The sequence below is a fragment of the Rhizobium sp. CG5 genome, assembly GCF_023701945.1.
Classification (GTDB): Bacteria; Pseudomonadota; Alphaproteobacteria; order Rhizobiales; family Rhizobiaceae; genus Allorhizobium.
This window is the reverse complement of record NZ_JABAEF010000002.1, coordinates 414363-440596: the sequence shown is the minus strand read 5'-3', so window position 1 is coordinate 440596 and position 26234 is coordinate 414363. Positions and strand designations below refer to the sequence as shown.

The 26234-nt window shown below is 62.3% G+C and carries 23 protein-coding genes and 1 tRNA gene; 12 read left to right on the top strand and 12 right to left on the bottom strand.

All coding sequences use genetic code 11. The features are described 5' to 3' along the window. Window positions 1-175 precede the first annotated feature (175 nt). From HGO38_RS05480 to HGO38_RS05465, 4 genes are all read left to right on the top strand, one after another. Window positions 176-1681: an inorganic phosphate transporter gene (locus HGO38_RS05480; protein ID WP_250954900.1), complete on the top strand. Its 1506-nt coding sequence runs from the start codon at window positions 176-178 to the stop codon at window positions 1679-1681. 16 nt (window positions 1682-1697) lie between these two features. Then, window positions 1698-2435, top strand: coding sequence for a 16S rRNA (uracil(1498)-N(3))-methyltransferase (locus tag HGO38_RS05475; protein ID WP_250954899.1), 738 nt, complete (start codon window positions 1698-1700; stop codon window positions 2433-2435). Between the two features lie 143 nt (window positions 2436-2578). Beyond that, complete coding sequence (locus HGO38_RS05470; protein ID WP_250954898.1) at window positions 2579-3952, top strand: glutamate--cysteine ligase; 1374 nt, start codon at window positions 2579-2581, stop codon at window positions 3950-3952. A 125-nt stretch (window positions 3953-4077) separates the two neighbouring features. After that, window positions 4078-4977, top strand: coding sequence for a DUF937 domain-containing protein (locus HGO38_RS05465; RefSeq protein WP_250954897.1), 900 nt, complete (start codon window positions 4078-4080; stop codon window positions 4975-4977). 139 nt (window positions 4978-5116) lie between these two features. Here the strand turns inward: HGO38_RS05465 and HGO38_RS05460 are convergent, their stop codons facing one another. Further along, window positions 5117-5416: a YjiS-like domain-containing protein gene (locus tag HGO38_RS05460; RefSeq protein ID WP_250954896.1), complete on the bottom strand. Its 300-nt coding sequence runs from the start codon at window positions 5414-5416 to the stop codon at window positions 5117-5119. Between the two features lie 445 nt (window positions 5417-5861). On the opposite strand from HGO38_RS05460, the gene HGO38_RS05455 reads away from it, so the two are divergent. Further along, window positions 5862-6605 (top strand): hypothetical protein, encoded by a 744-nt coding sequence (locus HGO38_RS05455; protein ID WP_250954895.1) that lies wholly within the window; start codon window positions 5862-5864, stop codon window positions 6603-6605. Window positions 6606-6785: 180 nt separating this feature from the next. After that, window positions 6786-7736 (top strand): LysR substrate-binding domain-containing protein, encoded by a 951-nt coding sequence (locus HGO38_RS05450; RefSeq protein WP_250954894.1) that lies wholly within the window; start codon window positions 6786-6788, stop codon window positions 7734-7736. Window positions 7737-7766: 30 nt separating this feature from the next. On the opposite strand, the gene HGO38_RS05445 is transcribed toward HGO38_RS05450, so the two are convergent. Together HGO38_RS05445 and katG are read right to left on the bottom strand one after the other, a co-directional pair. Beyond that, window positions 7767-8390, bottom strand: a complete 624-nt coding sequence (locus HGO38_RS05445) for a TetR/AcrR family transcriptional regulator (protein WP_250954893.1) — start codon at window positions 8388-8390, stop codon at window positions 7767-7769. A 272-nt stretch (window positions 8391-8662) separates the two neighbouring features. Beyond that, window positions 8663-10834: a catalase/peroxidase HPI gene (katG, locus tag HGO38_RS05440; protein WP_250954892.1), complete on the bottom strand. Its 2172-nt coding sequence runs from the start codon at window positions 10832-10834 to the stop codon at window positions 8663-8665. Between the two features lie 108 nt (window positions 10835-10942). Here katG and HGO38_RS05435 point away from each other — a divergent pair, with 108 nt between their 5' ends. Then, the gene (locus HGO38_RS05435) at window positions 10943-11872 is read left to right on the top strand and encodes a hydrogen peroxide-inducible genes activator (RefSeq protein ID WP_250954891.1); all 930 of its coding nucleotides are present in this window, start codon (window positions 10943-10945) and stop codon (window positions 11870-11872) included. Between the two features lie 268 nt (window positions 11873-12140). Here the strand turns inward: HGO38_RS05435 and HGO38_RS05430 are convergent, their stop codons facing one another. From HGO38_RS05430 to adhP, 3 genes are all read right to left on the bottom strand, one after another. Further along, a complete protein-coding gene (locus tag HGO38_RS05430; RefSeq protein ID WP_250954890.1) occupies window positions 12141-12923 on the bottom strand; it encodes a 3-hydroxybutyrate dehydrogenase in 783 nt (260 codons plus the stop codon). 74 nt (window positions 12924-12997) lie between these two features. Continuing rightward, complete coding sequence (locus HGO38_RS05425) at window positions 12998-14119, bottom strand: DUF3734 domain-containing protein (protein ID WP_250954889.1); 1122 nt, start codon at window positions 14117-14119, stop codon at window positions 12998-13000. 121 nt (window positions 14120-14240) lie between these two features. Next, complete coding sequence (gene adhP / locus HGO38_RS05420) at window positions 14241-15266, bottom strand: alcohol dehydrogenase AdhP (protein ID WP_250954888.1); 1026 nt, start codon at window positions 15264-15266, stop codon at window positions 14241-14243. A 317-nt stretch (window positions 15267-15583) separates the two neighbouring features. Between adhP and HGO38_RS05415 the strand changes: the two genes are divergently transcribed. After that, on the top strand, window positions 15584-16870 hold the full coding sequence (locus HGO38_RS05415) for a low temperature requirement protein A (RefSeq protein WP_250954887.1): 1287 nt from the start codon (window positions 15584-15586) through the stop codon (window positions 16868-16870). A gap of 18 nt (window positions 16871-16888) precedes the next feature. Here HGO38_RS05415 and HGO38_RS05410 read toward each other — a convergent pair whose 3' ends face one another. Both HGO38_RS05410 and guaB read right to left on the bottom strand, forming a co-directional pair. After that, window positions 16889-17305 (bottom strand): MAPEG family protein, encoded by a 417-nt coding sequence (locus HGO38_RS05410; protein ID WP_250954886.1) that lies wholly within the window; start codon window positions 17303-17305, stop codon window positions 16889-16891. Between the two features lie 98 nt (window positions 17306-17403). Beyond that, window positions 17404-18894 carry an IMP dehydrogenase gene (gene guaB, locus HGO38_RS05405; protein ID WP_250954885.1) on the bottom strand — a complete coding sequence of 497 codons (1491 nt, stop codon included), beginning with the start codon at window positions 18892-18894 and terminating at the stop codon, window positions 17404-17406. A gap of 346 nt (window positions 18895-19240) precedes the next feature. On the opposite strand from guaB, the gene HGO38_RS05400 reads away from it, so the two are divergent. Together HGO38_RS05400 and HGO38_RS05395 are read left to right on the top strand one after the other, a co-directional pair. Continuing rightward, a complete protein-coding gene (locus HGO38_RS05400) occupies window positions 19241-19762 on the top strand; it encodes a P-loop nucleotide/nucleoside kinase family protein (RefSeq protein ID WP_250954999.1) in 522 nt (173 codons plus the stop codon). A gap of 202 nt (window positions 19763-19964) precedes the next feature. Further along, on the top strand, window positions 19965-20276 hold the full coding sequence (locus HGO38_RS05395) for a DUF1476 domain-containing protein (protein WP_250954884.1): 312 nt from the start codon (window positions 19965-19967) through the stop codon (window positions 20274-20276). 86 nt (window positions 20277-20362) lie between these two features. Here HGO38_RS05395 and HGO38_RS05390 read toward each other — a convergent pair whose 3' ends face one another. Beyond that, window positions 20363-21355, bottom strand: coding sequence for an MBL fold metallo-hydrolase (locus HGO38_RS05390; RefSeq protein ID WP_250954883.1), 993 nt, complete (start codon window positions 21353-21355; stop codon window positions 20363-20365). A 207-nt stretch (window positions 21356-21562) separates the two neighbouring features. On the opposite strand from HGO38_RS05390, the gene HGO38_RS05385 reads away from it, so the two are divergent. Then, window positions 21563-22969 carry a DHA2 family efflux MFS transporter permease subunit gene (locus HGO38_RS05385; protein WP_250954882.1) on the top strand — a complete coding sequence of 469 codons (1407 nt, stop codon included), beginning with the start codon at window positions 21563-21565 and terminating at the stop codon, window positions 22967-22969. Window positions 22970-22994: 25 nt separating this feature from the next. Here the strand turns inward: HGO38_RS05385 and HGO38_RS05380 are convergent, their stop codons facing one another. From HGO38_RS05380 to HGO38_RS05370, 3 genes are read right to left on the bottom strand one after another with little or no spacing between them, the layout of a single operon-like run. Beyond that, window positions 22995-23378, bottom strand: a complete 384-nt coding sequence (locus HGO38_RS05380) for a VOC family protein (protein WP_250954881.1) — start codon at window positions 23376-23378, stop codon at window positions 22995-22997. Window positions 23379-23393: 15 nt separating this feature from the next. Further along, window positions 23394-24179 carry an RlmE family RNA methyltransferase gene (locus HGO38_RS05375; protein WP_250954880.1) on the bottom strand — a complete coding sequence of 262 codons (786 nt, stop codon included), beginning with the start codon at window positions 24177-24179 and terminating at the stop codon, window positions 23394-23396. Window positions 24180-24193: 14 nt separating this feature from the next. Beyond that, window positions 24194-25777 (bottom strand): Ppx/GppA phosphatase family protein, encoded by a 1584-nt coding sequence (locus tag HGO38_RS05370; RefSeq protein ID WP_250954879.1) that lies wholly within the window; start codon window positions 25775-25777, stop codon window positions 24194-24196. A 284-nt stretch (window positions 25778-26061) separates the two neighbouring features. On the opposite strand from HGO38_RS05370, the gene HGO38_RS05365 reads away from it, so the two are divergent. Further along, a tRNA-Gln gene (locus HGO38_RS05365) sits at window positions 26062-26135 on the top strand. Window positions 26136-26234 lie beyond the last annotated feature (99 nt).

Genomic DNA, 26234 nt, shown 5'->3' with positions numbered 1-26234 from the left:
TCCTGTGCCGCGCTGTCGTATTGAATGCACAGAGATTTGGTATTAAGGCCTGTCGCGGGAGCGCGGACAGTCGTTTCCGTGCGCCATGCCCCACAGGCCGCGTTTCTCCCGAACCATTGACCATCGTCCCGGCCCGCCCAAGCTGCGGTACTTCCGGAGGGAGACAGCACGAGCCATGACCAAGGCGATGCCGAAGCTCGTCAAACCGACACTCGACAAGGATCTGGACAAGGTCAGCTATGTCGAGGAAGCCACTAACCTCGTGTCGCGCGGTTACGCACCCTTCGGCATGGGACTGATCTTCCTGGTCGTGGCGATGATCTTTGCCGGTGCCTCCGTGATGGATCGGCCGGGGGCACTGATCGTTATCGCGGCGGCGTCGATCGCCGCCTATATGGCGATGAATATCGGCGCCAACGATGTCACCAACAATGTCGGCGCGGCCGTCGGAGCGCGAGCGCTGACCATGGGCTCCGCCCTTGTGCTGGCAGCGGTGTTTGAAATCGCCGGGGCTGTGATTGCCGGCGGCGACGTCGTCTCGACCATTTCGGAGGGAATCCTGGATCCAAGCTCGGCGCCTGATCCCACCGTCTTCTCCTGGGCGATGATGGCCGCCCTGCTGGCGGCAGCGCTGTGGATCAATTTTGCGACCTGGGTTAATGCGCCTGTTTCCACGACCCATTCCATCGTCGGAGGCGTCATGGGAGCGGGCCTGGCGGCGCTCGGCGTCAATGCCGTGCAATGGGATGTGATGGCCGGCATTACCCTCAGCTGGATCCTCTCGCCGCTGCTCGGCGGGGCGCTGGCCATCGTCTTCCTGGCCTTCATCAAGGAATTCATCATCTATCGCGAGGACAAGATCGCCGCGGCAAGGCGCTGGGTGCCGGTGTTGAACGGCACCATGGTCGGGGCATTCTGCGCCTATCTGACCATGAAGGGCGCAGGCCAAATCATCGTCATCGGCACGCCGACGGCACTGCTGACCGGCCTTGTCGTCGGCCTCGCCGTGTGGCTGGCCAGCATACCCTTCATCAGGCTGCAGTCGACCGGGCTCGAAAACCGCAACCAGTCGCTGCGCAAGCTGTTCCGCCTGCCGCTGATCTTCTCGGCGGCCCTTTTGTCCTTTGCCCATGGCGCCAACGACGTGGCCAATGCCATCGGTCCGCTGACGGCCATCGTCAATGCCACCCAGATGGACCATGTCGATGCCGTGGCGACAGCGCCATTCTGGGTGACGATCATCGGCGCTTTCGGCATTTCGGCCGGCCTGCTGCTGTTCGGGCCACGCCTCATCCGCCTGGTCGGCAGCCAGATCACCAAGCTCAATCCGATGCGGGCCTATTGCGTCGCCTTGTCGGCGGCAGTGACGGTCATCCTGGCGGCCGGGCTCGGGCTGCCGGTCAGCACGACGCATATCGCGGTCGGCGCGGTTTTCGGGGTCGGCTTCTTTCGCGAATGGTACACCCGCAATTCCAAGCGCCGCATCGCCTACATGCAGATGAAGGCCGAGGCCTGGGAGATCGAGGACAGCGGCGAGCACAATCCGGACGAGGTCGGACGACGCTATCTGGTGCGCCGCTCGCATTTCATGACGATCGTCGGCGCCTGGGTCATTACCGTGCCGGCTTCGGCAGGGCTTGCGGCGCTTTTGTACTGGGCTATGTTCCAGCTCTTTGTCTGACACCGGAATTGTACCCATGCGCGCCAACTATCGAATGCAGCGGCTCTATGTCGAGGCTCCGCTTCTGCCGGGAACGGGCGTCGAGGCCAATGGCGAGCAGTTCAACTATCTGGCCAATGTGCTGCGCCTGACGGACGGGGCCGAGCTGCTGCTGTTCAACGGCCGCGACGGCGAATGGAAGGCAAGCCTGTCCTTTCCGACGCGCAAGCGGATCGTCCTGACGCCGGTCGAGCTGACCCGCCCGCAGCCGGCTGCTTGCGACCTGCATTTCCTGTTTGCGCCGCTGAAAGTCGGCCGGCTCGACTATCTGGTGCAGAAGGCGGTCGAAATGGGCGCCGGGCTGCTACAGCCGGTCATGACCCAGCATGTGCAGGGCAAGATCACCAATCTCGAGCGGCTGCAGGCCAATGCCGTGGAGGCCGCCGAACAATGCGGGGTGCTGGCGATCCCGACCGTGCAGCCGCCGAAAAAGCTGACGGACCTGCTGGACGGTTGGGACAGAGATCGCCGCATCGTCTTCTGCGACGAGGACAGTTCGACGCAGAACCCGATCGCCGCCCTTTCCGCGATTAACGAGCGGTCGCTGGCCCTGCTGGTCGGGCCGGAGGGCGGTTTTTCGGACGAGGAACGGGCTTTGCTGCGCGGCCTGCCTTACGTGACCGCCATTCCGCTGGGCCCGCGTATCCTGCGCGCCGACACGGCGGCGGTGGCGGCGCTCGCCGTGGTACAGGCGGTGATCGGCGACTGGCACTGACGGGACCGTTTGAAATGCACCCGACCTTCGGATTAATTGAGGTGGTCTTGAAAGAAATTCACTTGCGCAACTGCTAAAACCGGTTCAATCACCCTTCCGTTTACCCTGCCCGTCCGGCAGGCTGTTCCCAAAAGGTAGTCTTCATGGCTCGCGACACCACCGACGATACGCCGCTCACCTCGGTGCAGGAACTGGCCGATTACATGGCCGCCGGCTCCAAGCCGAAAGACGCCTTTCGCATCGGCACGGAACACGAGAAATTCGCCTTCTTCCGTGCCGACAACAGCCCCGTGCCCTATGCCGGCGATGCCAGCATTTCGGCGCTGCTGAACGGCATGCAGGCCAAGCTCGGCTGGGAACCGATCATGGACCGCGACAACATCATCGGCCTTGCCGAGGCTCATGGTCAGGGCGCCATCTCGATCGAGCCGGGCGGCCAGTTCGAATTGTCGGGCGCGCCTGTCGAGACGCTGCACGACACCTGCCGGGAATCCAACCAGCATCTGGCGATGCTGCGCGAGATCGCCGAGCCGATGGGCATCCGCTTTCTCGGCATCGGCGGCAGCCCGCAATGGACGCTGGCCGAGACGCCGCGCATGCCGAAGTCACGCTACGACATCATGACCCGCTACATGCCGAAGGTCGGCGCTCAGGGTCTGGACATGATGTACCGCACCTGTACCATCCAGGTGAATCTCGACTTTTCCTCAGAAGAAGACATGCGCACCAAGATGCGGGTGTCGATGAAGCTGCAGTCGATCGCCACGGCTCTGTTTGCCTCGTCGCCGTTTACCGAAGGCAAGCCGAACGGGCTGTTGTCCTGGCGCGGCGAGATCTGGCGCGACACCGACAACCAGCGCTCGGGCGTCCTGCCCTTCTCGCTGAAGGACGATTTCCGCTTTACCGACTATGTGGAATGGGCGCTGGATGTGCCGATGTATTTCGTGGTGCGCGACGGGCGCTATCACGATTGCACCCATGTCACGTTCCGGCAGTTCATGGCCGGCGCCCTGAAGGGCGAGATTGCCGCATGGGAGCCGACCATGGGCGACTGGACCAACCATCTCTCCACCCTGTTCCCGGACGTGCGCCTGAAGCGCTTCCTCGAAATGCGCGGCGCCGATGGCGGCCCGTGGCGGCGCATCTGTGCGCTGCCGGCCTTCTGGGTCGGCCTGCTTTATGACGATGCGGCTCTGGCTTCCGCCGACGAACTGACCCGCGACTGGACCTTCGAGGACGTGCAGGCGATGCGCGACGCGGTGCCTGCGCAAGGGCTGAAAGCCCAGGTTGCCGGACGCGATGTGCGGGATGTCGCCCGCGAAGTCCTGGCCATGTCCCATTCGGGATTGAAGTCACGGGCCAGACTGAATGGCGAAGGGCAGGACGAAAGCGTGTTCCTGGCCTCGCTCGACGAAATCCTGGCCAAGAAGGCGACGCTCGCCGACGATCTGCTGATGCTCTATCATGGCCGCTGGAACGGCTCCGTCCAGCCCGTCTTCGACGAGTATCAGTACTGAGGCCTGAAACCTTAGAGCGCCTGCATTTGCTGCGCCGCACCCCGAGCCGATGTTAAAAAGCGGTTTGCGATCAATCTTTTCCGGCTATAGTGCAACCACGATGCGTTGCTGGGAAAGGGACGTCGATGCTGCCACTTTTTGAGATGATGATGCGGGCGCAGAACGGCATGGCGATGGACGCCATGGCCAAGCAGTTCGGTCTGGCCCAGGACAAGGCGGCGCAGGCGATGGCGGCGCTGATGCCGGCCTTTTCCTCCGGCCTGAAGCGCACCGCCAGCAACCCCTACGATATGTCGGCGCTGTTCAGCAGCATGTCGTCCGGCAATTACGGCAAATATTTCGAAGACATGGGAAAGGCCTTCACGCCGCAGGGCGTCGCCGACGGCAATTCGGTGCTGGAACAGCTGTTCGGTTCCAAGGAGGTGTCGCGGGCGGTGGCGGCGCAGGCGGCGCAACTGACGGGCATCGGCCAGGACATCCTCAAGCAGATGCTGCCAGCCATGGCCGACACGATCATGGGCGGGCTGTTCAAGCAGGGCATGGGCCAGATGCCCGAGGCCAGCAATCCGTTCGCCAATACGCCGATGGCATCAATGATGCAGCAATGGCTGGAAAGCACCGGCTTTGCACCCAAACCGGCGCCGAAGGAAGCAAGCCTGTTCGACAATCCCTTCGCCAACGCCTTCCGCGACATGATGGGCGGCGCCCAGGCACCGAAGCCGGCCGCGAACGCCAACCCTTTCATGGACAATCCCTTTGCCAAGGCCTTCCAGGATATGATGGGCGGTAATTTCGGTCAGGGCGCTGCGGCGCAAGCCGCGGCTGCGCCGAAGGAAACGGCCAAGAGCGCCGGTGAGGCCGAGCCGGCCCAGGCTATGGTTTCGATGATCAACTCGATGTTCGACAGCGGACTGGAGGTTCAGAAGAACTACCAGAAGAGCATGGAGCAGATTTTCGAAACCTATATGGCAAAGGCCGCGCCGAAAGAGGCGCCCGAGCCACCGCCCGAAGACGCCAAGGCCTGAGGCGGGCAGCGGACCCGATCCTGGGGGCAAACGGGGGCGATGCCGGATCCACGCAGAAAAAAGCCCGGCAACAGTCGAACTGTCACCGGGCCAAGCAGCAGGGCTCATTGGCTATCACCCTGCGGGGATGGGAAGGCTCTCAGACGCGCGAGGCGCCGATGAGCATGTATCGGGCGCGCTTGAGAGCGGCCCAGGTCAACTGTTGCGAAGGATCGTCCACCAGGCCGGTATCTCCGAGGATGCGGTCGATATCGGACCGGGTCAGCCCGATATCGTCCAGCAGATAGTCATCAAGATCGGCAAGGCGGTTCGCAACATGGCGGTTTCGGACGGCACGCCAGACGGATTTCACCGAGATCCACAGGCCAGCCAGACGGGTTGTCACAGCCGTGCTGGAAGCGGGTCTATCAAGTTCGATCATCCGTTCTGTCGTGCGCATGGGAATATCCTTTCGATGTCGGCACGAGTAAAGGCATGCCGTTCCGGTGCCCGGAACGGATCAGCCAAAATCCGCGGAAGCAGGCATTGGGCCAACTCCCTGTTCGTAGTGATTTGCCCGATCAAAATGCCCAAAAGCCATCGATCAGTCCAACGAATGTTTCTTATGCCAGACATCAATCGTTCTTATGAATGATCGATCGGGACAATTGCCGACCCCACACGCTTTGCCGATCGTCTCATTGCGCGGCAGGCGCATGTTCTTGGTCATCATTTCTTAACAATTGCCAATCGCGATGCGGGTTTTCTATAAATACATACAACTTATACTTTCCCGCACCACAGAGCAGATATAGCGTGACGCTGGCGGCCTGGGGTGATCCAGGCTGGCACGGCCGATCGCCGCAATGCTTCAACCGCGAAGTTCCGTCAGGAAAGGTGACCCCATGACCCTTGTATCATTTCGCAGCTGGCGCCTCATTGCGGTCGCGATACTGGCGTTGTGGATGCCCCTGCTGGCCAGCGGGAGCGATGTCCGGGCGCAGCCGGTCGACCACGGTGTTCAGCCATGGCAGGCCGAACGGGCGATCAACGATTTCGTCCAGGTCTTTATCGCAAATCAGGTTCTGACCAACGACTACAGCCGGGTGCGCGTGAAGATCAGCCAGGTCACCGCCGTCTATAACAAGGACCTCGGCTGGATCTACGTTGCGATCTTCGAGGGCGCCGTCGTTCCCGACAAGGCCGATCCCGACCAGATGCAGACCGCCTATCACGGCATCCTGAAGGTCAGCGCCGAGAATGACATGGAAGTGATCGTCAACGAAGGCCAGGGGCTGATGGAGATGACGACCTCTTCAGCACTTCTGCAACAGGAACTGCCGGAAATGCTGGGCGACTGGGCAAGCTGGGGCGGCCCACCGAGCAATCCGGGTAGTCAGCAAGCGAACCAGGCGCCGCCAACCTCCCCGCCTCCGCCACAGCCAGGGCCGACCGGAAGCAGCAGCGGTCCAAGCGCGACCAAGAGCCAGGCTGAGATCAGGGCCAACTTTGCCGCGGCAAATACCGCATATCAGACGGCCCGAACCCAGAACCCGCCGCCTGCGGACATCAACGAGATCTTCGCGCGCTACCAGGATGCGCTGAACGATTACAATGACATGAACAATAATCCCGACAAGTACAAATAGGACGCCGAACCTGCCGCCAATGCCTCCTGCGTTGGCCGCTCAGCGCGAGGCATTGGCGGCAGGTAGGAAGAGCCAATACCAAGTCTCGATGATTTGCATGCACCGCGATGCGAAAAGCTATTGATCAGTCCAACGAATGTTTCTAATGGTAATCATCAAACAATCTGATGGACGGTTCCCATGGCGGCTCCTCTCGATATTGACCAGCTTCAGACTTTCATCGCAATCGTCGATACCGGCAGTTTCACCAAGGCGGCCGGACGGGTGTTCAAGACGCAATCGGCGGTGTCCATGCAGATGCGCCGGCTCGAAGAGCGGATCGGCAAGCAGCTGTTCATCAAGGACGGTCGTGGCAACCGCCTGACGGCCGAGGGCGAGAAGCTGCTGAACTATGCGCGGCGCATCATCCGCCTCAACAGCGAGGCGATCGCCGCCTTCGACGACAACCGTCTCGAGGGCACGCTCAGGATCGGCACGCCGGACGACTATGCCGACCGCTACATGCCCGAGATCATCGGCCGCTTTGCCAAGACCCATCCGAGCGTCGAGCTCTATATCATCTGCGAACCGTCAGCGAGCTTGTCGGAAAAAATGGCGCGGGGCGAGCTGGATATTGCACTGGTGACCCACAACCCGCAGGCCCGCTCGTCCGACGTGGTGCGGACCGAGCCGCTGTGCTGGGTCGGCTCTGCCAACCATCCGCTGAAGGAGGACGCGCCGGTGCCGCTGGCGGTCGGGCGGCGCGACTGCAACTGGCGCCAGCTGGCCTGTTCAGCGCTGGATGCCGACGGGCGCGAGTATCAGGTGCTGTTTACCAGCTGGTCGTCGACGGTCGTGGCTGCCGCGGTGCTGGCCGGCATGGCCGTGTCGGTGCTACCGGAATCGGCGCTGCGCACCGGCATGAAAGTGCTGACCCAGAATGACGGGTTCCCGCCTCTGCCGCCGGTGCAGATCGGCATCATGAAGCGGCCCGGCCTGTCGCCATCGCTGATGAATGCCATTACCGATCACATCACCGCCTGCCTGGACAATATCACGCCAGCGGCTGTGGACGACGATCTGAACGGTGATGTCAGCATGCCGCGCCAGTTTCCGCGCCTGCGCACCGGCCATATGATCCCCGGCTGGTGAACCCACAGCGTTGCCCAATCGGCATCTGGACTAGCGGAACAGTTGCTCCCGGACGATGGTCTTCCATTCGTCCAGGATGCGGCGCGCCATATCGTCGTCCTGGGTCACCGCCAACCGCAGGGTTGAGCCGCTGAGATGGGTGAACAGGATCGAGCGGGCCTCCATCCGCCGGGCCACATCCGCCGGGAGCAATGCATTGACAGCCTCGCAAAATATGCGGGAGATCTCGACATTGTGGTCGCGATGCATTTCCATGAGATCACGATCCATCATGCCGGCGGCCCACAGCGCCGTCCACATCGGATCCTGCCGATATTGCTCATAGTACCAATCGAGCGAGGAAAGGATGGCTTCCATCACCTCCTCGAGCGAGGCGATGTCCGAAAACATCTCCTTGACGCGGGCCTTGCTCCTGGAGGTCCTCCGATCGAACAGAGCACGGACCACGGCCGCCTTTTCAGGAAAGAATTGGTACAGTGAGCCGATCGGCACTTTGGCACGGGCTGCCAGATCGGTCATCTTGAAGTTGATTATACCCTGCTCGACCAGCAATTCGGCCGCCGCCTGTAGCATAGTATCGAGACGCTGAATACTGCGCTCTTGCTGCGGTTTCTTTCGCAGAATGGTGCGTTTCGTGTCCATAGACTTGGGCATCCCCGTCCATTCCTCCAGCGATCACGAGCAGCCAGCACTATATCTGGCCATCGAGACTGGGTAACTAGAGGACAGCCCTTGAACTTTGCTGAAGAAAATCACTCAACTTGTAGCGAAGCGGGAATGCAAAAAGGTGACCGGAGAGTATATCTCCGATCACCTGTCTCATAATGCGACAGCCAAACCCCGATGGGGCGGCTTTGAGGCTGTTGGTCGTCTTTACCTAATAACCATTATCGAGATTTCAGTTGAAGACGACGGTTCGGCGACGATCACAGCAGGTCGAACCGATCGGCGTTCATCACCTTGGTCCAGGCCGCGACGAAATCCTTCACGAACTTCTCGGTGTTGTCGTCCTGGGCATAGACTTCCGCATAGGAGCGCAGGATCGAGTTCGAGCCGAGCACCAGGTCGACGCGGGTCGCCGTATACTTGGTCGCACCGCTCTTGCGGTCGCGGATGTCGTAGGAATTGCTGCCGGTCGGGACCCAGGTATAGGCCATGTCCGTCAGGGTGTTGAAGAAGTCGGTGGTCAGCGCCCCGACGCGGTCGGTGAACACGCCGTGCGCCGTGCCGCCGTAGTTGGTTCCGAGCACCCGCAGGCCGCCGATCAGAACGGTCAGTTCCGGAGCGGTGAGCCCCATCAACTGGGCGCGATCGAGCAGCATTTCCTCAGGGCTGACGACATAGTCGGCCTTCTGCCAATTGCGGAAACCATCGGCCAGCGGCTCGAGAACGGCGAAACCGTCCGCATCGGTCTGCTCGGCGGTGGCGTCGCCACGGCCCGGCGCGAAGGGGACTGTGATATCGAAACCGGCCGCCTTTGCTGCCTGTTCAACGCCGACATTGCCGGCCAGAACGATGACGTCGGCAAGGCTTGCGCCGGTTTCCGCGGCAATGCCTTCGAGAACCGCCAGAACCTTGGCGAGACGCTGCGGCTCGTTGCCTTCCCAATCCTTCTGCGGGGCGAGGCGAATGCGGGCACCATTGGCACCGCCGCGCTTGTCGGAACCGCGGAAGGTGCGGGCGCTATCCCAGGCTGTCGCCACCATCTCGCCGGTGGACAAGCCGCTGTTGATGATCTTGGCCTTGACGGCAACGACGTCGTAATCGTTACGGCCGGCCGGGATCGGATCCTGCCAGATCAGGTCTTCGGCCGGAACGTCCGGGCCAAAATAGCGCGACTTCGGGCCGACATCGCGGTGGGTCAGCTTGAACCAGGCGCGGGCGAAGGCATCCGAGAACGCCGCGAAGTCGTCCTTGAACTTCAGCGAGATCTCGCGGTAGATCGGATCGACTTTCAGCGCCATGTCGGCATCGGTCATCATCGGCATGACGCGGATCGAGGCATCCTCGACATCGACGGGCTTGTCTTCCTCGGCGATGGTGATCGGCGCCCATTGCGACGCCCCGGCCGGGCTGTGGGTGAGCGTCCATTCATGCTTGAACAGCATTTCGAAGAAGCCGTTATCCCATTTGGTCGGCTCTGACGTCCAGGCGCCCTCGATGCCGGAGACGACGGTGTCGCGGCCGATGCCACGGCCCTTGGTGTTCATCCAGCCGAGACCCTGGAATTCAGGACCGGCGGCTTCCGGATCGGCGCTGAGATTGCCGGCACTGCCATTGCCGTGGGACTTGCCGATGGTGTGGCCGCCGGCCGTCAGCGCCACGGTTTCCTCATCGTTCATGCCCATGCGGGCGAAGGTTTCGCGCATCTGCGCGGCGGTTGCCAGCGGATCGGACTTGCCGTTGACGCCTTCGGGATTGACGTAGATCAGACCCATCTGCACGGCGGCCAGCGGGTTGGCCAGCGTTTCCGGCTTGGTCACATCAGCGTAACGCTCGTCGCTCGGCGCCAGCCACTCCTTCTCGTCACCCCAGTAGGTGTCCTTTTCCGGAGCCCAGATGTCTTCGCGGCCGAACGCAAAACCAAAGGTCTTCAGGCCGGCGACGTCATAGGCCATGGTACCGGCCAGCGCGATCAGATCGGCCCAGGAGAGTTTGTTGCCGTACTTCTTCTTGATCGGCCACAGCAGGCGGCGGCCCTTGTCGGTGTTGACGTTGTCCGGCCAGGAATTCAGCGGTGCGAAGCGCTGGTTGCCGGTGTTGGCGCCGCCGCGACCATCCGTGGTGCGGTAGGAGCCTGCAGCATGCCAGGTGACGCGGGCCATCATGCCGACATAGGAACCCCAGTCGGCCGGCCACCATTCCTGGCTGTCCAGCATCAGGGCGCGCAGGTCGGCCTTCAGCGCCTCGACATCGAGCTTTTTCAGCTCCTCGCGATAATTGAAGCTCGGGCCGAGCGGATTGGTCTTGGCATCGTGCTGGTGCAGGATGTCAAGGTTCAGCGCATTCGGCCACCACTCCATCACGGACTTGCCCGTGGCGGTGTTGCCGCCATGCATGACCGGACATTTGCCGGTGATCTTCGCATGCTCGTTCATAGATGCCTCCTCATTTTAGGAAAATTGACGTTGGTGGGCGCAGGATCGTCCAAATGTTTCATAATTCCCAATTGTATTTAATGGAATTTACGATAGGATTTTCCTATCATGATTACCATTCGTCAAATGCGCTATTTCGATGCTCTCGCCACCACGCTGCATTTCGGCCGGGCGGCCGAGATGGTGCATGTCAGCCAGCCGGCACTGTCGGCGCAGATTATGGAGATGGAAAGGCACCTGAATGTGACATTGGTCGAACGCACCCGCAACAACACGCTGCTGACCGCCAAGGGGCATGAGGTGCTGGGCCATATCAGAGGGATCCTGGCCGGGGTCGACCACCTGGAAGAGGCGGCGCGGCGCAGCAGCGGCATGCTGGAAGGGCTGCTTCGCCTCGGCCTCATCCCCACCGTCGCGCCCTATCTCGTGCCGCAGATGGTGCCGCATCTGCGGCGCAGCCATCCGCTGATCGAGATCGAACTGAAGGAAGCCATCACCGACCGGCTGATCGCCGATCTCAGCGACGGCAGGCTGGATGCGGTGATCGCTGCCCTGCCGATCGAAGGGGACAATCTGGTGCAGCGCAGCCTGTTCATCGACACATTCTACATGGCCATGGCCGACAACGACAGCGACGTGCTGCTGTCGCCGATGACGGAAACCCAGGTCGACCCCGAGCGGCTGCTGCTGCTGGAGGAAGGCCATTGCCTGCGTGAGCAGGCGCTCTCGGTGTGCAAGGCGGCGAGCCGGCGCAGCCTGGTCAATTTCGGTGCGACCTCGATGACCACATTGCTGCAGATGGTGTCGCATGACATGGGCATGACGCTGATCCCGCAAATGGCAATCGCTACCGAGACGGCCCGCACCGCGATCCGCATCGTACCCTTTGCCGAGCCGGCGCCGTGCCGCGAGATCGGTCTGATCTGGCGCCGCTCCAGCGCACGGCGCCAGGACATGGAGGCTCTGGCGCAGTCAATCATCGAAAGCGCCGGCAGCCTGCGCGAGGAGGGACGGGGCCGAACCGCCGCCCTCGCCTAAGGCTTATACCAAGTGTCGATGATAGGAACCTATAGGACCGGCTCGATCGGCCCTGCTGGCTAGGAGAGGTCCGAAGAGCGATGCTGTCGCATCGGTCGAGGATCTCGACGACGCCAGCAGGGCCGAGAAGCCGGCCGAAGGTGGCTTATGGCAGGCCTCTGGCGTTGTTGCGCCGCTTGTCCGATGCGCAAGCATCGCCCTGCGCACCGCGCCTAGCCAGAGACCTGCCATAAGCCATCCTATAGGTTCCTATCATCGACACTTGGTATTAGTTCATGAACCAGCCGTGGCTGACCACCAGTGACTGGCCGGTCAGGGCATTGGTCTTGAAATCGGCAAATATCAGCGCGACCTCCGCAACATCCTCGACCGTGGTGAATTCGCCATCCACGGTTTCGCCGAGCATGACCTTCTTGATGACCTCGTCCTCGGAAATGCCGAGTTCCTTGGCCTGTTCCGGGATCTGCTTGTCGACCAGAGGTGTACGCACGAAACCCGGGCAGATGACATTGGCGCGGATGCCGGATGGGCCGCCTTCCTTGGCGACGACGCGGGCCAGACCCAGCAGGCCGTGCTTGGCCGTGACATAGGCCGATTTCAGCGGCGACGCCTCGTGAGAATGCACGGACCCCATATAGAGGATGGCGCCGCCGCCCTGGCTCTTCATATGCGGGATGCAGGCCTTGGTGGTCAGGAAGGCGCCGTCAAGATGGATCGACAGCATCTTCTTCCAGTCGGCAAAGGGGAAATCCTCTATCTTGTGCACGATCTGGATGCCGGCATTCGAGACGAGGACATCGACACGTCCCCATTTGGCCACCGTGCTGGCGACGCCGGCATTGACCGCCGCCTCGTCGGTGACATCCATGGCGATGCCGAAGGCTTCGCCGGGTCCCATTGCCGTCAGGGCATCGGCCGCGGTCTCGGCCTGGTCTTGCTTCAGGTCGGCGATGACGACCTTGGCGCCCTCTTCGACATAGCGTCTCGCGATCGCATTGCCGATGCCGCTGGCCGAACCGGTGATGATGCAGACTTTATCCTTGAGTTTCATGGTCTTTCTCCGTGTTTCCAGTCTCGAGGCCGAGCGTCCTTTGGGCGCCGATGAGGGACGGCGAGGCGTGGGGGTTAGCTCTTTGCGCGGCCTTGCTGGGCAAGGTCGAAAATCTGGATGCCGTCGCGCGGCCGGCCACGGTTTTTCCACTTTTCATGGTTGAGCGTGTGCATGACATCGTCATAGCCGGCTGCCCAATGCTCGGTGATCGACGCACGGGAAAACTCGGCATCCATGGCATGGGTGGCATAGGCGGCGCGGCGGTGGATGAGATGGACGATCGTCACGTCGAATTCGATGCCGATCGATTTCAGCAGCCTGGCATCCTCGTCATCGGCAAATTCCGGCGGCAGCTTTTCCAAGAGCCGCTTGGCGGCGCGGCGAACGACCTGCTTGCGGGCAAATTCGTCGGTGTTCATGCGCGTGCGGCTGGAGTAGCGGATCTCCTTGACCCGGCTTTCCGCCTCGAAATGGTCCTTCGGCATGGTGCCGCGGGCGCTGAACAGGTCGACCTGGAAAATTTCGAGGTCGCGCTCGGAGGCATTGGTGGACAGGACATGCTGCAAAGGCGTGTTGGAGACCAGGCCGCCATCCCAATAGAAGCGTCCGTCGATCTCGACCGGCGCAAAGCCCGGCGGCAAAGCGCCTGATGCCGCGATATGCCGGGCATCCAGCGTGTGGCGGCGATTGTCGAAATAGGCAAAATTGCCGGACACCACTTCGACAGCGCCGAGACTGATGCGGGTCTCGCAATCGTTGAGCAGATCGAAATCGACAAGCTCTTCCAGCGTTTTCAGCAAGGGCTCGGTATCGTAGTAACTGATCATCGCGTTCGGATTGAACAGCATCTGGTAGGGGGTGTAGAGGCGCGGCGAAAAGAACCCGGGGATGCCGGCGATGGCGCCTGCCATGGCCGAAACCTCGTTGGAGATCCGGCGGAAATCGGTATCAGCATGATCCTGGCCGAAGGTCAGGCTGGACGAGACCCTGTCCCAGAAGGCCTTGAGATTTTCGACCCGGTGTTCCTTGGGGCTGCCGGCGATCAGCGCGGCATTGATCGCGCCGATCGAAATGCCGGCCAGCCAGTCGGGATCGATGCCCTGTGCATGAAGGGCCTCATAGGCGCCGGCCTGATAGGCCCCGAGCGCGCCACCGCCCTGAAAAACGAAGATATGGTCACAATCGGACTTCGACATGATGCCCTGCATTCGCAATGTTGCGCTGCATCATAAATTAGGAAGTCGTCTGCCTATTGCCAGAGGCAAGGGGCCGCATTGGCCGCCCCCTGCAGTCACATTTTGGTGTACGGGTCCCGCCTCAGTTGAGGTCGAGAACGATACGGCCGTCGATCTTGCCTTCTTCCATGCGCTTGAAGATGGCATTGATATTCTCGATCTTGTCCCAGGAATAATGGGCGGCCACCTTGCCCTCGCCGGCAAACACCAGCGATTCCTCAAGATCCTGGCGGGTGCCGACGATCGAGCCGCGCACGGTGATGCGCTTCAGGACCGTTTCGAATACCGGCAGCGAGATGAAGCCCGGCGGCAAGCCGACCAGCGCCATGGTGCCCTTGGAGCGCAGGAAGCCGTAGGCCTGTTCCATGGCCTTGGGCGAAACGGCGGTAACGAGCGCGCCATGCACGCCGCCGGTTGCCTTCTGCACCTGCTCGATGGCGTCCTTGGCCGTGCCGTCGACGACGATATCGGCGCCGAGATCCTTGGCAAGCTTCAGCTTGTCCTCGTGGATATCAGCAGCGACCACATGCATGCCCATGGCCTTGGCATATTGCACGGCCATGTGGCCGAGACCGCCGATGCCTGATATGACCACCCATTCACCGGGGCGCACTTCGGTCTCCTTCAGGCCCTTGTAGACCGTGACGCCGGCGCACAGCACGGGTGCTGCCGCGCCGAAGTCCAGATTGTCCGGCAGGCGGCCGACAAAATCCGGATCGGCAAGGCCATATTGGGCGAAGGTGCCGTTGACCGAATAGCCGGTATTCTGCTGGCTGCCGCAAAGCGTTTCCCAACCGGTGCGGCAGGGCGAGCAGCAGCCGCAGGCGGTGTGCAGCCACGGCACGCCGACGCGGTCACCTTCCTTGATGCGCGAAACGCCGGCGCCGAGCTTGGCGACATAGCCGACGCCCTCGTGGCCGGGGACGAAGGGCGGATTGGGCTTGACCGGCCAATCACCATTGGCGGCATGCAGGTCGGTGTGGCAGACCCCGGTTGCCTCATACTTGACGAGGATCTGGCCGGGACCCGGCTCCGGGATAGGCATGTCTTCAATCGTCAGCGGCTTGCCGAATTCCCGTACCACGGCGGCTTTCATCATCGATGCCATGAATGTCTCCCTTGAAAATTGACGGTGTGCAGATCAAACCCGCGCTGCTCGCCGTTCGGAATTGCGAACGCGAGGGGAACCTAGCGGAAATGGGATGGAGATCGTTGATACATGTCAACTTCGGAGAGATTTGTGCAACCACAAGGGTCGCGTCTTTGCGACAGCGCCTCCAGCGGGCGATAGCCGACGGCCGAGATGGCAGTTTCGGGCCGGCTTTTGCGGCAGACCGGCTTGACCAATATTTACGAAACCGGACAATTGATAATAGGCAAGGAGTCGGTTCCCTGTGCCACCGTGATCGAGAGAGCCTGTCGCCGATGTCCCATGAACCCTCGCCCCATCTGCCTCATCATCGTGCGATCCTCATGCGAGGCCGCGATCCGCATGAAGCGCACCGGGTGGCGACACCGCTCGAACTGCTGTTCGACCTGACATTCGTCATCGCCTTCAGCGCAGCCGCCTCGCCTTTTGCGCATCTTATGGCGGAGGGCCATTTTGCCGTCGGATTGGGTAGCTTCGCCTTCGCGATGTTTGCCATCTGCCTGGCCTGGATCAATTTCTCCTGGTTCGCCTCCGCCTTCGATACGGACGACTGGATCTACCGCGTCACGACCATGATCCAGATGATCGGCGTGCTGATCCTGGCCGTCGGACTACCGCGGATGTTCACGTCGCTGGACCACGGCGGATATATCGACAATGCCGTGATGGTGATGGGTTATGTCATCATGCGGGTGGCGATGATTTTTCAATGGCTGCGGGCGGCGCGGCAATATCCCGGCGGCCGCGCCGCCTGCCTGTTTTATGCCGGCTGGATCTTCACCGCGCAGATCGGCTGGACCATTCTGATTTTTGTCGACCTGCCTCTCCTGCCGACGGCGGCCTGCATCCTGGCGCTTGGCATCTTCGAACTGGCCGGCCCGATCGTGGCCGAGCGCCTGGGCAACGGTACTCCCTGGCATGCCCATCACATTGCCGAGCGCTACGGCCTGCTGGCCATCATTGCGCTCGGCGAAGGGGTGATCGGCACGGTCGCGTCGATCTCGGCCATCGTCGAGAGCCAGGGATGGAGCATGGACACCGTGCTGATGTGCGTTGCCGGAACCGGCCTGACCTTCGGCATGTGGTGGCTCTATTTCATGCTGCCCTCCGCCAAAGTGCTGCATATCAGGCGGGACCGCGCCTTCGTCTGGGGCTATGGGCACATGCTGATCTTCGCGGCGATCGCCGCCACCGGCGCCGGCCTGCATGTCGCCGCCTATTATATCGAGCACGAGGCCCATATCGGCGCGGTGGCGACGCTGCTCACCGTCGCCCTTCCGGTCGGCCTTTACATCCTGACGATCTTCGCGCTCCACACCTATCTTCTCGGAGAGCGAGATCGGTTCCATGTCTGGCTGCTGGCCGGCACGGCGCTGTTCATCGTCCTTCCGGTGGTCTGCGCCGGTTTCGGCGTCAGCATGACCGTCTGCCTGACGCTGCTGATGCTGGCGCCCGCGGTCGCTGTGATCGGCTACGAGGTGGTCGGCCACCGGCACGGCGACGAGGCCTTCGAGCGGATGCTGAGCGGCATGCGAGCGGGCGGCAACGAACCGTCACACTAGCTCAAAAGGCGGGCTGGGTCAGGAAAAGGCCATCCAGCCCGCCAGCCAGATCCACAGGGCAAAGAGTGCGACGAAGCCCGCCATGAACAGCGGCCGGCGCAGCATCAGCCGATTGGCCGTGACATGCACGAAGGCATGGGCGTAACGGGTGGCGACAAACAGCCAGGCCAGGGCAACGGCTACGACATTGTCGGCATCGACGATATAGAGCAGGATCGAGACCGCGTAGAACAGCACAGGCAGTTCGAACTGGTTGGCAATGGCGCGGTTGACCACGCGGCTCTCCGTGGGTTCGTCGCGATTCTCCCGGAACGCCTCGCGCTCGACCAGTCCCGATTTGACGACGCTTGCCCGGCGCAGGACCAACAGGCCATAAAGGCAGAAGACCAGGAAGGCATGGGCCACAAGGGGCCAGAACAGTTCAAAACCGGTCATGTCGTTTTCCTTTCCGCATGAATGCCAAGCCATAAGAAAAAGGCCCGAATATCGCAACCGATTTCGGGCCTTTGATTACATGCTGATGGGCAGGCGGATCATGCGCCGCCCGGATAGTTCGGGCTTTCGCGGGTGATGGTCACGCCATGCGGATGGCTTTCGCGCAAGCCCGCACCGGAAATGCGCACGAAGGTGGCCTTCTCCTGGAAATCCTTGATGTCCTTGCCGCCGACATAGCCCATGGCTGCCTTCAGCCCGCCGGCCAGCTGGTGCAGCACGGCCGAGACCGGGCCCTTGTAGGGGACCTGGCCTTCGATGCCTTCCGGCACCAGCTTCAGGGTGTCGCGCACCTCAGCCTGGAAATAGCGGTCGGCCGAACCGCGGGCCATGGCGCCCACCGAGCCCATGCCGCGATAGGCCTTGAAGGAGCGGCCCTGGTAGAGATAGACCTCGCCGGGGCTTTCGTCGGTGCCGGCCAGCAGCGAGCCGACCATGACGGCAGAAGCGCCGGCGGCAATCGCCTTGGCAACGTCGCCGGAAAACTTGATGCCGCCATCGGCGATAACCGGAATGCCGTGCTTGTTGGCCTCTTCGACCGCCGCCATGACGGCGGCGAGCTGCGGAACGCCGACGCCGGCAACAATGCGGGTGGTGCAGATCGAGCCGGGGCCGATGCCGACCTTGATGCAGTCGGCGCCGGCATCGATCAGGGCGCGGGTGCCTTCGCTGGTGGCGACATTGCCGGCGATGATGCGAATGGCATTCGACATCTTCTTCACCTCGGCCACGGCGTCCAGCACCTTCTGGCTATGGCCGTGGGCGGTATCGACGACGATGACGTCGACGCCGGCTTCGATCAGGCGCTCGGCCCGTTCGCGGCCGTCTTCACCGGTGGAAATGGCGGCGGCGACCCGCAGTCTGCCTTGCGCATCCTTGGCGGCATGGGGATTGAGCTGCGACTTCTCGATATCCTTGACGGTGATCAGGCCGACGCAACGGCCTTCATTGTCGACGACCACAAGCTTTTCGATGCGATGGGTGTGCAGCAGGCGCTTGGCCTCGCCCTGGTCGACGCCATCCCTGACGGTGATCAGGTTCTGGTGGGTCATCAATTCGTGGATCTTCTGGGTCGGATCGGAGGCAAAGCGCACGTCGCGATTGGTCAGGATGCCGACCAGGCGACCAGGGCGACTGTTGCCCTCGACGACCGGGATACCGGAAATGCCGTGCGACTTCATCAGCGACAGCGCTTCGGCAAGCGTGGCATCCGGGCCGATGGTGACCGGGTTGACGACCATGCCGCTTTCGAATTTCTTGACCTGGCGGACCTCTTCGGCCTGCTCGATCGGCGTCAGATTGCGGTGGATGACGCCCATGCCGCCCGATTGCGCCATGGCAATGGCAAGCCGGCTCTCGGTGACCGTGTCCATGGCCGACGACAGGATCGGCAGGGACAGATCGATGTCTCTTGAAATGCGGGTGGCGATATTGGTCTGCCCCGGCATGACTTCGGAATGTCCGGGCTGCAGGAGGACATCGTCAAAGGTGAGCGCTTCCGCGCCGGTGGCCGAGATTACGATGCGTGCCATTGCCAATTTCCTTCGTTTTGAAAATGCAAAGCCGCCCGGAACGAATCATCCGCCCGGCTGCTCCTGCAAGAATTGCTTGGAAGTTGGCGAGGGCAGGTAACACGTCTATGACAGGAAGGGAATAGCAAAAAATAGCCGGCTTTGGCCCCCACCTGAAATGGGGCCCGATCCCGTCGTGGCATCGACGTTCAAGCGGCTATCATACTGGAAATCTGTTCGGGAGGCCTTTTGCGATCGGCCGCTGGTCGTGATCAATGTGTCACGGCGAAAATGTACCATGCCATTCGGATCGAGAATCCTCGTGTGGAGGGTCCGAGGGCTCATGAACAATGGGAAGAAAATCTTCATGCTCATCATTCTTGGCGGCTTGCCGGGCACAGGAAAAACGACGATCGCTCGTGCTTTGGCGAAGGAACTCGGCGCGGTCTATGTCCGCGTCGATACAGTCGAGCAAAATATACGAGCGTCTGCGATGTTGAAATCGGAGGTCGGCCCAGCGGGATATATGGTCGCCTATGGGATCGCGGAAGACAATCTGAAGCTCGGCAATACGGTCATTGCGGATTCTGTGAATTGCCTGAAGGTAACTCGAGATGCCTGGCTTTCGGTTGCAGGACGATCGGCGGCGCCATCCGTCGAAATAGAGATTATCTGTTCCGATAAAAATGAACATCGCCGACGGGCGGAAACGCGGACAACCGATGTTCCGGGGCTGAGAAAGCCGACCTGGGAAGAAATTACAGCCCGACATTACGACGATTGGGGACAGAGCCCCCTGGTTATCGACACTGCGAATCAGGACGTGGAGCAGTCAGTTGCCCTATTGGTGTCAGAGCTTGCGCTTGGCCAGTCGCCGCGGGATTTGTGACGCGGTCTGCGGAGCTTGGCGACAGAACCTGTTCGACCGTCAGCTACAGGTTGAGCCTCCAGCCGCGATTTGACATATGTCATTCATCCATCTTTTAGCCTGTCTCCTAGCGGTTCTTAAAATCTTTGCCTGTACAAAACCGGTCACGGCCCGCCAAGTCATGAGGCCGACTGAGAACAGTTCAAATACAGGGGCGATCAAAATGACCACACTACAGAAGCGGGCGCAGGCATTCGAAAACAAATTCATGCATGACGAAGAGCTCTTGTTCAAGGCGCAGGCGCGGCGCAATGGATTGATTGGCCTATGGGCCGCCGCCATCATGGGCAAGGCCGATGCCGACGCTTATGCCAAAGACCTGATCGCTGCCGACGTGACCCAAAAGGATGGCGTCTTTGCCCGGCTTCGCCAGGATTTCGATGCCGCCGGCGTCACGGTTCTCGATGACGAGATCCGCCAGCGCATGACCTCCCTGCTGAAGGATACGGCACGCTCGATGTACGAAGGCCGCTGAAAGCGCCTTTCCGACCTCTCCGCAAACGCGATGATCCGCACCGCCCGGCGGGCGATGCGGATCGCCATCTTGCGATCAGGCGAAGGTCAGAGATCGAACTGATAGGCCTTCGGCACGAAACGGTAGCCGGTATCGAGCGGTTCGACATAGCCGACCGCCGGGAACGGCATGTGATAGCCGAGGAAGGCGACTTTGTCGGTGGCCAGCATGTCGAAGACTGTCTTGCGGCTTTGGGCAGCAGCGGCCTTGTCCATGTCGAAACGCACTTCCCACTCCGGCTTCTGCAAGGACAGCACGAAATGGTTGGCGGTGTCGGCGGTCAGCACAAGCTGGCGTCCTTCCGACTGCAGCCGATAGATCATGTGGCCCGGCGAGTGACCGAAGGCCGCCATGGCGCTGATGCCGGTCACCACATCGGCGCCATCGGCGATGAAGGTCATCTTGTCGGCCAGCGGCTTCACATTGGCCAGCACACCCTTCTGGCCGCTCTCGGCCGGCGTGCCGGCGCGGGCCGGATCGACCCAGAAATCATATTCGGCCTGGCCGGTCACATAGCGGGCATTGGGGAAGGCCGGCTTGCCGCTTTCCATCAGTCCGCCGATATGGTCGCCATGCATATGGGTGAGCACGACGATCGTCACGTCTTCCTGGTTATAACCGGCGGCCGTCAGGCCTTCGATCAGGCGTCCGCCGCCCTGGGCGCGTCCTGCCGCACCAAGGCCGGTGTCAAACAGCACGACCTCGGAGCCGGTATTGACGAGTACAGGCGCAAAGCTGTTGACGAACTGGTCAGGGGGCAGGAAATTCTGCTTCAACAGATCGGCGACCGCTTCGGCCGACTGATTGGTGCCGAAGGTCTCGGCCGGTGCGCCGGACGGCCTTGCGCCATCCTTCACCACCACGACTTCGAACGTTCCGACCTTGAACCGATGGGTTTCCGGCGGCATGGCGTGATCGATGTCCATCGTCGTGCTGGTCGCCTGCGCCTGGGCCTGCGCGCTGCGGGTCATGAGATAAGGCGCCGAAAGCGCGCCCATGCCGGCCGCCCCCAGCAATACGCGTCTGTTCAATGAAACCATCCTACCCTCCTGTTTGCCTTGCCGATCCGTCTGGACCGGGCCCTTGCCAAGATAGAGGCGCAAGCCTCGAAGAACACCAGCCTCACGCAGACGTGAACGGATGGCTGAAACTTTGCCGATCTGGCATTGGCAGCGCGGCACTGCGGAGGTAGAAGGATCGCGCCTTACCGCCCCGCCACAGGTCCCCAGTTCCAGGGTGTTTACCGGATGAACCGCATCGTTCCGCTTATCCTTGCCGTCGCGCTCTTCATGGAGCAGATGGATTCCACCGTCATTGCCACGGCGCTGCCGGCGATCGCAGCCGATCTCCATGTCGGGCCGATCACGCTGAAGTTGGCGCTGACCTCCTATATGGTGGCGCTGGCGATCTTCATCCCGGTCAGCGGCTGGATGGCCGACCGATTCGGGGCCAAGCGGATCTTCCGGCTGGCGATCCTGGTCTTCGTGCTCGGATCGGTGCTGTGCGCCATGTCCTCCTCGCTGTTTGCCTTTGTCGGCGCCCGCTTCCTGCAGGGCATGGGCGGGGCGATGATGACGCCGGTCGGGCGGCTGGTGCTGCTGCGCACCACCAAGCGCAGCGATCTCGTGTCGGCCATGGCGCTTCTGACCATTCCGGCGCTGGTCGGTCCGTTGAGCGGACCGCCGATCGGCGGCTTCATCACCACCTATTTCTCCTGGCACTGGATTTTTCTGATCAATGTGCCGATCGGCTTTCTCGGCGTCTGGCTGGCGACCATCTACCTGCCGGAGGTGCCGGCCACCAATCCGCCGCCGGTCGACGTCAAGGGCTTTTTCTATTGTGCGCTGGCCACCGCCGGCATCGTCTTCGGCCTGTCGGTCGTCAGCCTGCCCGCCCTGCCGCCGATCGTCGGCGTTGCCGCCATGGTGTCGGGCGTCCTTGGCGCCGTGCTGTTCGTGCACCATGCCCGCCGCCACAGGGCGCCGCTGATCAATCTGACTCTCTTCCAGAACCGCAATTTCCGCGCCGCCTCGATCGGCGGCACATTGTTCCGGATTTCGACCGGCGCCATTCCCTTCCTGATGCCGCTGATGCTGCAGCTCGGCTTCGGGCTGACGCCGTTTCAATCCGGGATGATCACCTTTACCGGGGCGATCGGCGCCATTACCACGAAATTTGCCGCCCGGCGGGTGTTTGCCGCCGTCGGTTTCCGCCGCATGCTGATCGCCGCACCGCTGTTTGCCGCCGCCACCACCCTGCCCTCGGCCTTCTTCACGCCGGAGACCTCCACTATCCTGATTTCCACCGTGCTGCTGATGGCCGGATTTGCCCGGTCGTTCTTCTTCACCGGTGTCAATGCGCTCAGCTATTCGGATATCGAAGACGACCAGGCCAGCCAGGCGACCTCGGTCGGGTCCGTGCTGCAGCAGGTAAGCCAGGCGCTCGGCGTGGCCGTGGCTGCGGCGATCCTGGAGGCCAGCGTCCTCATCAGCGGCGCACCGCTCGGTCTTGGCGATTTCCATCTGGCCTTTGCGATCGTCACCGGGCTGTCGTTGCTGGCAGCCCTGCCGTTCCTGACGCTCTCGCCCAATGCCGGCGCCGCCGTGTCCGGCCATGGGGTGGCAAAGGCGCATGAGGAAATGCCGGTCAAGTAAGGCGGAGCTTGAGCTGCCGCGAGAGCTATTCCGGCGTCTCGCAGACAGCCGACAGCTTGTTGCCGTCCGGATCGCGCACGTAACAGGCATAGAAATGTGCATGATAGGGCCGCAGGCCCGGCGCGCCCTCGTCCGTTCCGCCCTGGGCAAGGGCTGCCTGGTAAAAGGCATCGACCGCAGCGCGGCTTTGCGCGTCAAGCGCGATCATCGATCCATTGCCGACCGTCTGGGGCTCGCCATTCACCGGCGTGAGCAGCCACAGGCGGCAGCGACCATCGCCGTCCGCCCCATAGCCGATCTCATCGTCCTTGCTGACGCGGCACTGCAGCCCAAGCACGGCCAGGGCCGCATCGTAGAAGCGCTTCGAGCGGACGAGATCCGTCGAGCCGAGGGTGACATAGAGCAGCATCGCGGCCGTTTTTCCTCAATCCTGGTTCTCGTCGGCGGTGGCATCCTCGCGGGCATCGTGGCTGGGGCCCACCTCGCCCTCGTCATGGTGACCGACGATCATATTGCCCTCGCGGCCCTTGAAGCCCTTGGCGAGCAGGAACATCTCGACCGATTCGGCGCGCGAGGCGCCCGGCTTGATATGGATGACCTGCTTGAAATTCTTCTTGAGCAGGTTGAGCAGGTCCTTTTCCGTGCCGCCCTGAAAGGTCTTTGCCAGGAAATGGCCGCCTTCGGCCAGCACGTCGATGGCGAAATAGGCCGCGACCTCGCACAGATGCATGGTGCGCAGATGGTCGGTGCGCTGGTGGCCGGTGGTGGGCGCCGCCATGTCGGAAATCACCACATCGGGCATGCCGCCGACCGCCTCGATCAGCTGGCGCGGCGCATCGGCATCGAGAAAGTCGAGCTGCAGGATCTTCACACCCGGCAACTGGTCCATTTCGAGAAAATCGATGGCCGCGACGCGGATATCGCTATCGGTCGAGCCGGTGACATTGGCGGCGATCTGCGACCAGCTGCCAGGTGCGGCACCGAGGTCGATGATGCGCTGGGCGCCTTTGAGGATCTGGTGCTTCTCGTCGATCTCCAGCAGCTTGAAGGCGGCGCGGGCGCGATAGCCCTCGAGCTTGGCGCGCTGCACATAGGGATCGTTGATATGGCGCTCCAGCCACCGCCGCGACGATGCCTTGAGCTTGCCCTTCTTGACCCTCTGGCCGAGTTTACGGCCGGTCCGGTTTCCACCGATCGATGCTTTAGCCATGCTATGTCCCGTGCTCAACGCTCTCTTGGGCCGTTCGGCCGCCGCGGTCGATGGCGTCGCCAGACGCCGTCATCCGCCATCATGTCGGTCAGAAGACCTTCCCTCAAGCCCCGATCGGCGACCCGCATGCGGTTCGACGGCCAGCGCCTGCGGATCGCCTCCAGGATGGCGCAGCCGGCCAGCACCAGATCGGCGCGATCCGGGCCGATACAGGCATTGGCGGCGCGGCTGGAATAATCCCAGGACAAAAGCTTGGCCTGCATGGCCGTGACCTCGTCGTCCGACAGCCACAGACCATCGACCCGGCGGCGATCGTAGCGCGGCAGATCGAGATGCACGCCGGCCAGCGTCGTGACCGTCCCCGATGTGCCGATCAGGTGAAAATCCTCCGCCGCATCGGAAAGGCCGAGATCGGCAAGCGGGGGGCAATCGAAACGATCGAGCATGGCCGCCACCTCGTCGATCATCGCCTCGAAAATCGCCGGCGACACGTCGCGGCCGCCATGGCGCTCCGACAACGTGACGACGCCGACCGGCAGGGAGGTCCAATGGGTAATATGATTGGCAAGCCGGCTGGAGCGATTGTCGGCAATGCGGATCACGGCGATCTCGGAGGATCCGCCGCCGATATCGAACAGCACGACCGAGCGGGTTTCGCGGCCGACCAGCGAGGAGCAGCCCGACACCGCCAGCCGCGCCTCGGTTTCGCGATCGATGATTTCCAGGTCCAGCCCGGTCTCCTCGACGACGCGGCGCAAAAACTCCTCGCCGTTTGCGGCGGCCCGGCAGGCCTCGGTGGCGATCAACCGCATGCGGCGGATCTCGCGACCGGCCAGCTTGGCGGCGCAGATGCGCAGCGCCTCGACCGCCCGGTCCATGGCCTCCGGCGACAGGCGGCCGCTGGCGGCGAGCCCCTCGCCAAGCCGGACGATGCGCGAAAAGGCATCGACGACGCGGAACTGGCCGGGCTTGGTCGGCTGGGCGATCAGCAGGCGGCAATTGTTGGTGCCGAGATCGAGCGCGGCATAGAGATCGGGGATATGGGGTGCGGCGGCCACCGCCGGCCGTGATGGCGCCTCGCCTGCGGCAGATCCGCCTGACGGCGCGCCGTTCGGCACGACGCGCGCGTCGGGATGGCCCGATGGGCGGCCTGCAGATGCAGCAGCGCCGGACCCTGAAGGCCGACCGGCCGGAACGGCGGCCTTGCCGGGGACCAGCGGCCGACCCTGCAGGCTGCGCTTGTTGCGGGATTTGCGCCGACGCTTGCCGGCCTTGTCCGCCGGCACAGCGACACTCACTGCCGAATCGATGACGGGTTCTGGCGCACGGGCCTGAGGCGCCGCGCCGGGCAGAGCCGCGGACGTGCTTTTCTTGCGTCTACGCTTGCGCTTGCGCGCCGGAGACGATCCATCCTGGTTCGGGAAACGTCCTGCCGGGTCGGCCTTGACGGACTGACCCTCGACACCAGACAACGCGGGCGGGGAGGCATTCTGCCCTCTCCGCTTCGACTTGCCACGCCGGGAGGAATTGCTCTCCCCGCGCTTTGCCGCAGACGCCCCTTCGAGTGGCGGCGCTGGGCCGCTTTCGGGGTCTTTCACTGTCTTTTTCCGTCGCGCCGCGCAAAGCCATCAAGGGATGCCGCTGGCGTCTTTTCGATTTTCGTTGGATCAATGATACCAGCCGCCCGGCCTTTCGCCAAACGGTTTTTGGCCAACGGCTAAAGCCCGCCCCGCACGACCTCGTTCGGGCTTTGCGGGGCCATGAAATCGGCTCCGCTATTTTCTTGCAGTTTTTTTGGCCGGGGGTATTTGCAAGTGCCGATCTTTTTGTTTATAAGCCCGCCTCACCGGCAGGCGCACATGAGAGCGCCAAGCAGCCCAGTTGGGGAATAGTTCAACGGTAGAACGACGGACTCTGACTCCGTTAATCTTGGTTCGAATCCAGGTTCCCCAGCCAATTCTCCCGAAAAGCCCTTCATTCCTGATCGGTCGAGATGTCTAGTCCCGTTTTCGCTTGCACGGCAGAGGCTGCCGCCGCGGAACCGTCCGTTGCACC

What these genes read in the sequence shown, in the direction of transcription:
- HGO38_RS05480 (WP_250954900.1), top strand. Translation starts at nt 176, where the DNA reads ATGACCAAGGCGATGCCGAAGCTCGTCAAACCGACACTCGACAAGGAT.
- HGO38_RS05475 (WP_250954899.1), top strand. Translation starts at nt 1,698, where the DNA reads ATGCGCGCCAACTATCGAATGCAGCGGCTCTATGTCGAGGCTCCGCTT.
- HGO38_RS05470 (WP_250954898.1), top strand. Translation starts at nt 2,579, where the DNA reads ATGGCTCGCGACACCACCGACGATACGCCGCTCACCTCGGTGCAGGAA.
- HGO38_RS05465 (WP_250954897.1), top strand. Translation starts at nt 4,078, where the DNA reads ATGCTGCCACTTTTTGAGATGATGATGCGGGCGCAGAACGGCATGGCG.
- HGO38_RS05460 (WP_250954896.1), bottom strand. Translation starts at nt 5,416, where the DNA reads ATGCGCACGACAGAACGGATGATCGAACTTGATAGACCCGCTTCCAGC.
- HGO38_RS05455 (WP_250954895.1), top strand. Translation starts at nt 5,862, where the DNA reads ATGACCCTTGTATCATTTCGCAGCTGGCGCCTCATTGCGGTCGCGATA.
- HGO38_RS05450 (WP_250954894.1), top strand. Translation starts at nt 6,786, where the DNA reads ATGGCGGCTCCTCTCGATATTGACCAGCTTCAGACTTTCATCGCAATC.
- HGO38_RS05445 (WP_250954893.1), bottom strand. Translation starts at nt 8,390, where the DNA reads ATGCCCAAGTCTATGGACACGAAACGCACCATTCTGCGAAAGAAACCG.
- katG (WP_250954892.1), bottom strand. Translation starts at nt 10,834, where the DNA reads ATGAACGAGCATGCGAAGATCACCGGCAAATGTCCGGTCATGCATGGC.
- HGO38_RS05435 (WP_250954891.1), top strand. Translation starts at nt 10,943, where the DNA reads ATGATTACCATTCGTCAAATGCGCTATTTCGATGCTCTCGCCACCACG.
- HGO38_RS05430 (WP_250954890.1), bottom strand. Translation starts at nt 12,923, where the DNA reads ATGAAACTCAAGGATAAAGTCTGCATCATCACCGGTTCGGCCAGCGGC.
- HGO38_RS05425 (WP_250954889.1), bottom strand. Translation starts at nt 14,119, where the DNA reads ATGTCGAAGTCCGATTGTGACCATATCTTCGTTTTTCAGGGCGGTGGC.
- adhP (WP_250954888.1), bottom strand. Translation starts at nt 15,266, where the DNA reads ATGGCATCGATGATGAAAGCCGCCGTGGTACGGGAATTCGGCAAGCCG.
- HGO38_RS05415 (WP_250954887.1), top strand. Translation starts at nt 15,584, where the DNA reads ATGTCCCATGAACCCTCGCCCCATCTGCCTCATCATCGTGCGATCCTC.
- HGO38_RS05410 (WP_250954886.1), bottom strand. Translation starts at nt 17,305, where the DNA reads ATGACCGGTTTTGAACTGTTCTGGCCCCTTGTGGCCCATGCCTTCCTG.
- guaB (WP_250954885.1), bottom strand. Translation starts at nt 18,894, where the DNA reads ATGGCACGCATCGTAATCTCGGCCACCGGCGCGGAAGCGCTCACCTTT.
- HGO38_RS05400 (WP_250954999.1), top strand. Translation starts at nt 19,241, where the DNA reads ATGCTCATCATTCTTGGCGGCTTGCCGGGCACAGGAAAAACGACGATC.
- HGO38_RS05395 (WP_250954884.1), top strand. Translation starts at nt 19,965, where the DNA reads ATGACCACACTACAGAAGCGGGCGCAGGCATTCGAAAACAAATTCATG.
- HGO38_RS05390 (WP_250954883.1), bottom strand. Translation starts at nt 21,355, where the DNA reads ATGGTTTCATTGAACAGACGCGTATTGCTGGGGGCGGCCGGCATGGGC.
- HGO38_RS05385 (WP_250954882.1), top strand. Translation starts at nt 21,563, where the DNA reads ATGAACCGCATCGTTCCGCTTATCCTTGCCGTCGCGCTCTTCATGGAG.
- HGO38_RS05380 (WP_250954881.1), bottom strand. Translation starts at nt 23,378, where the DNA reads ATGCTGCTCTATGTCACCCTCGGCTCGACGGATCTCGTCCGCTCGAAG.
- HGO38_RS05375 (WP_250954880.1), bottom strand. Translation starts at nt 24,179, where the DNA reads ATGGCTAAAGCATCGATCGGTGGAAACCGGACCGGCCGTAAACTCGGC.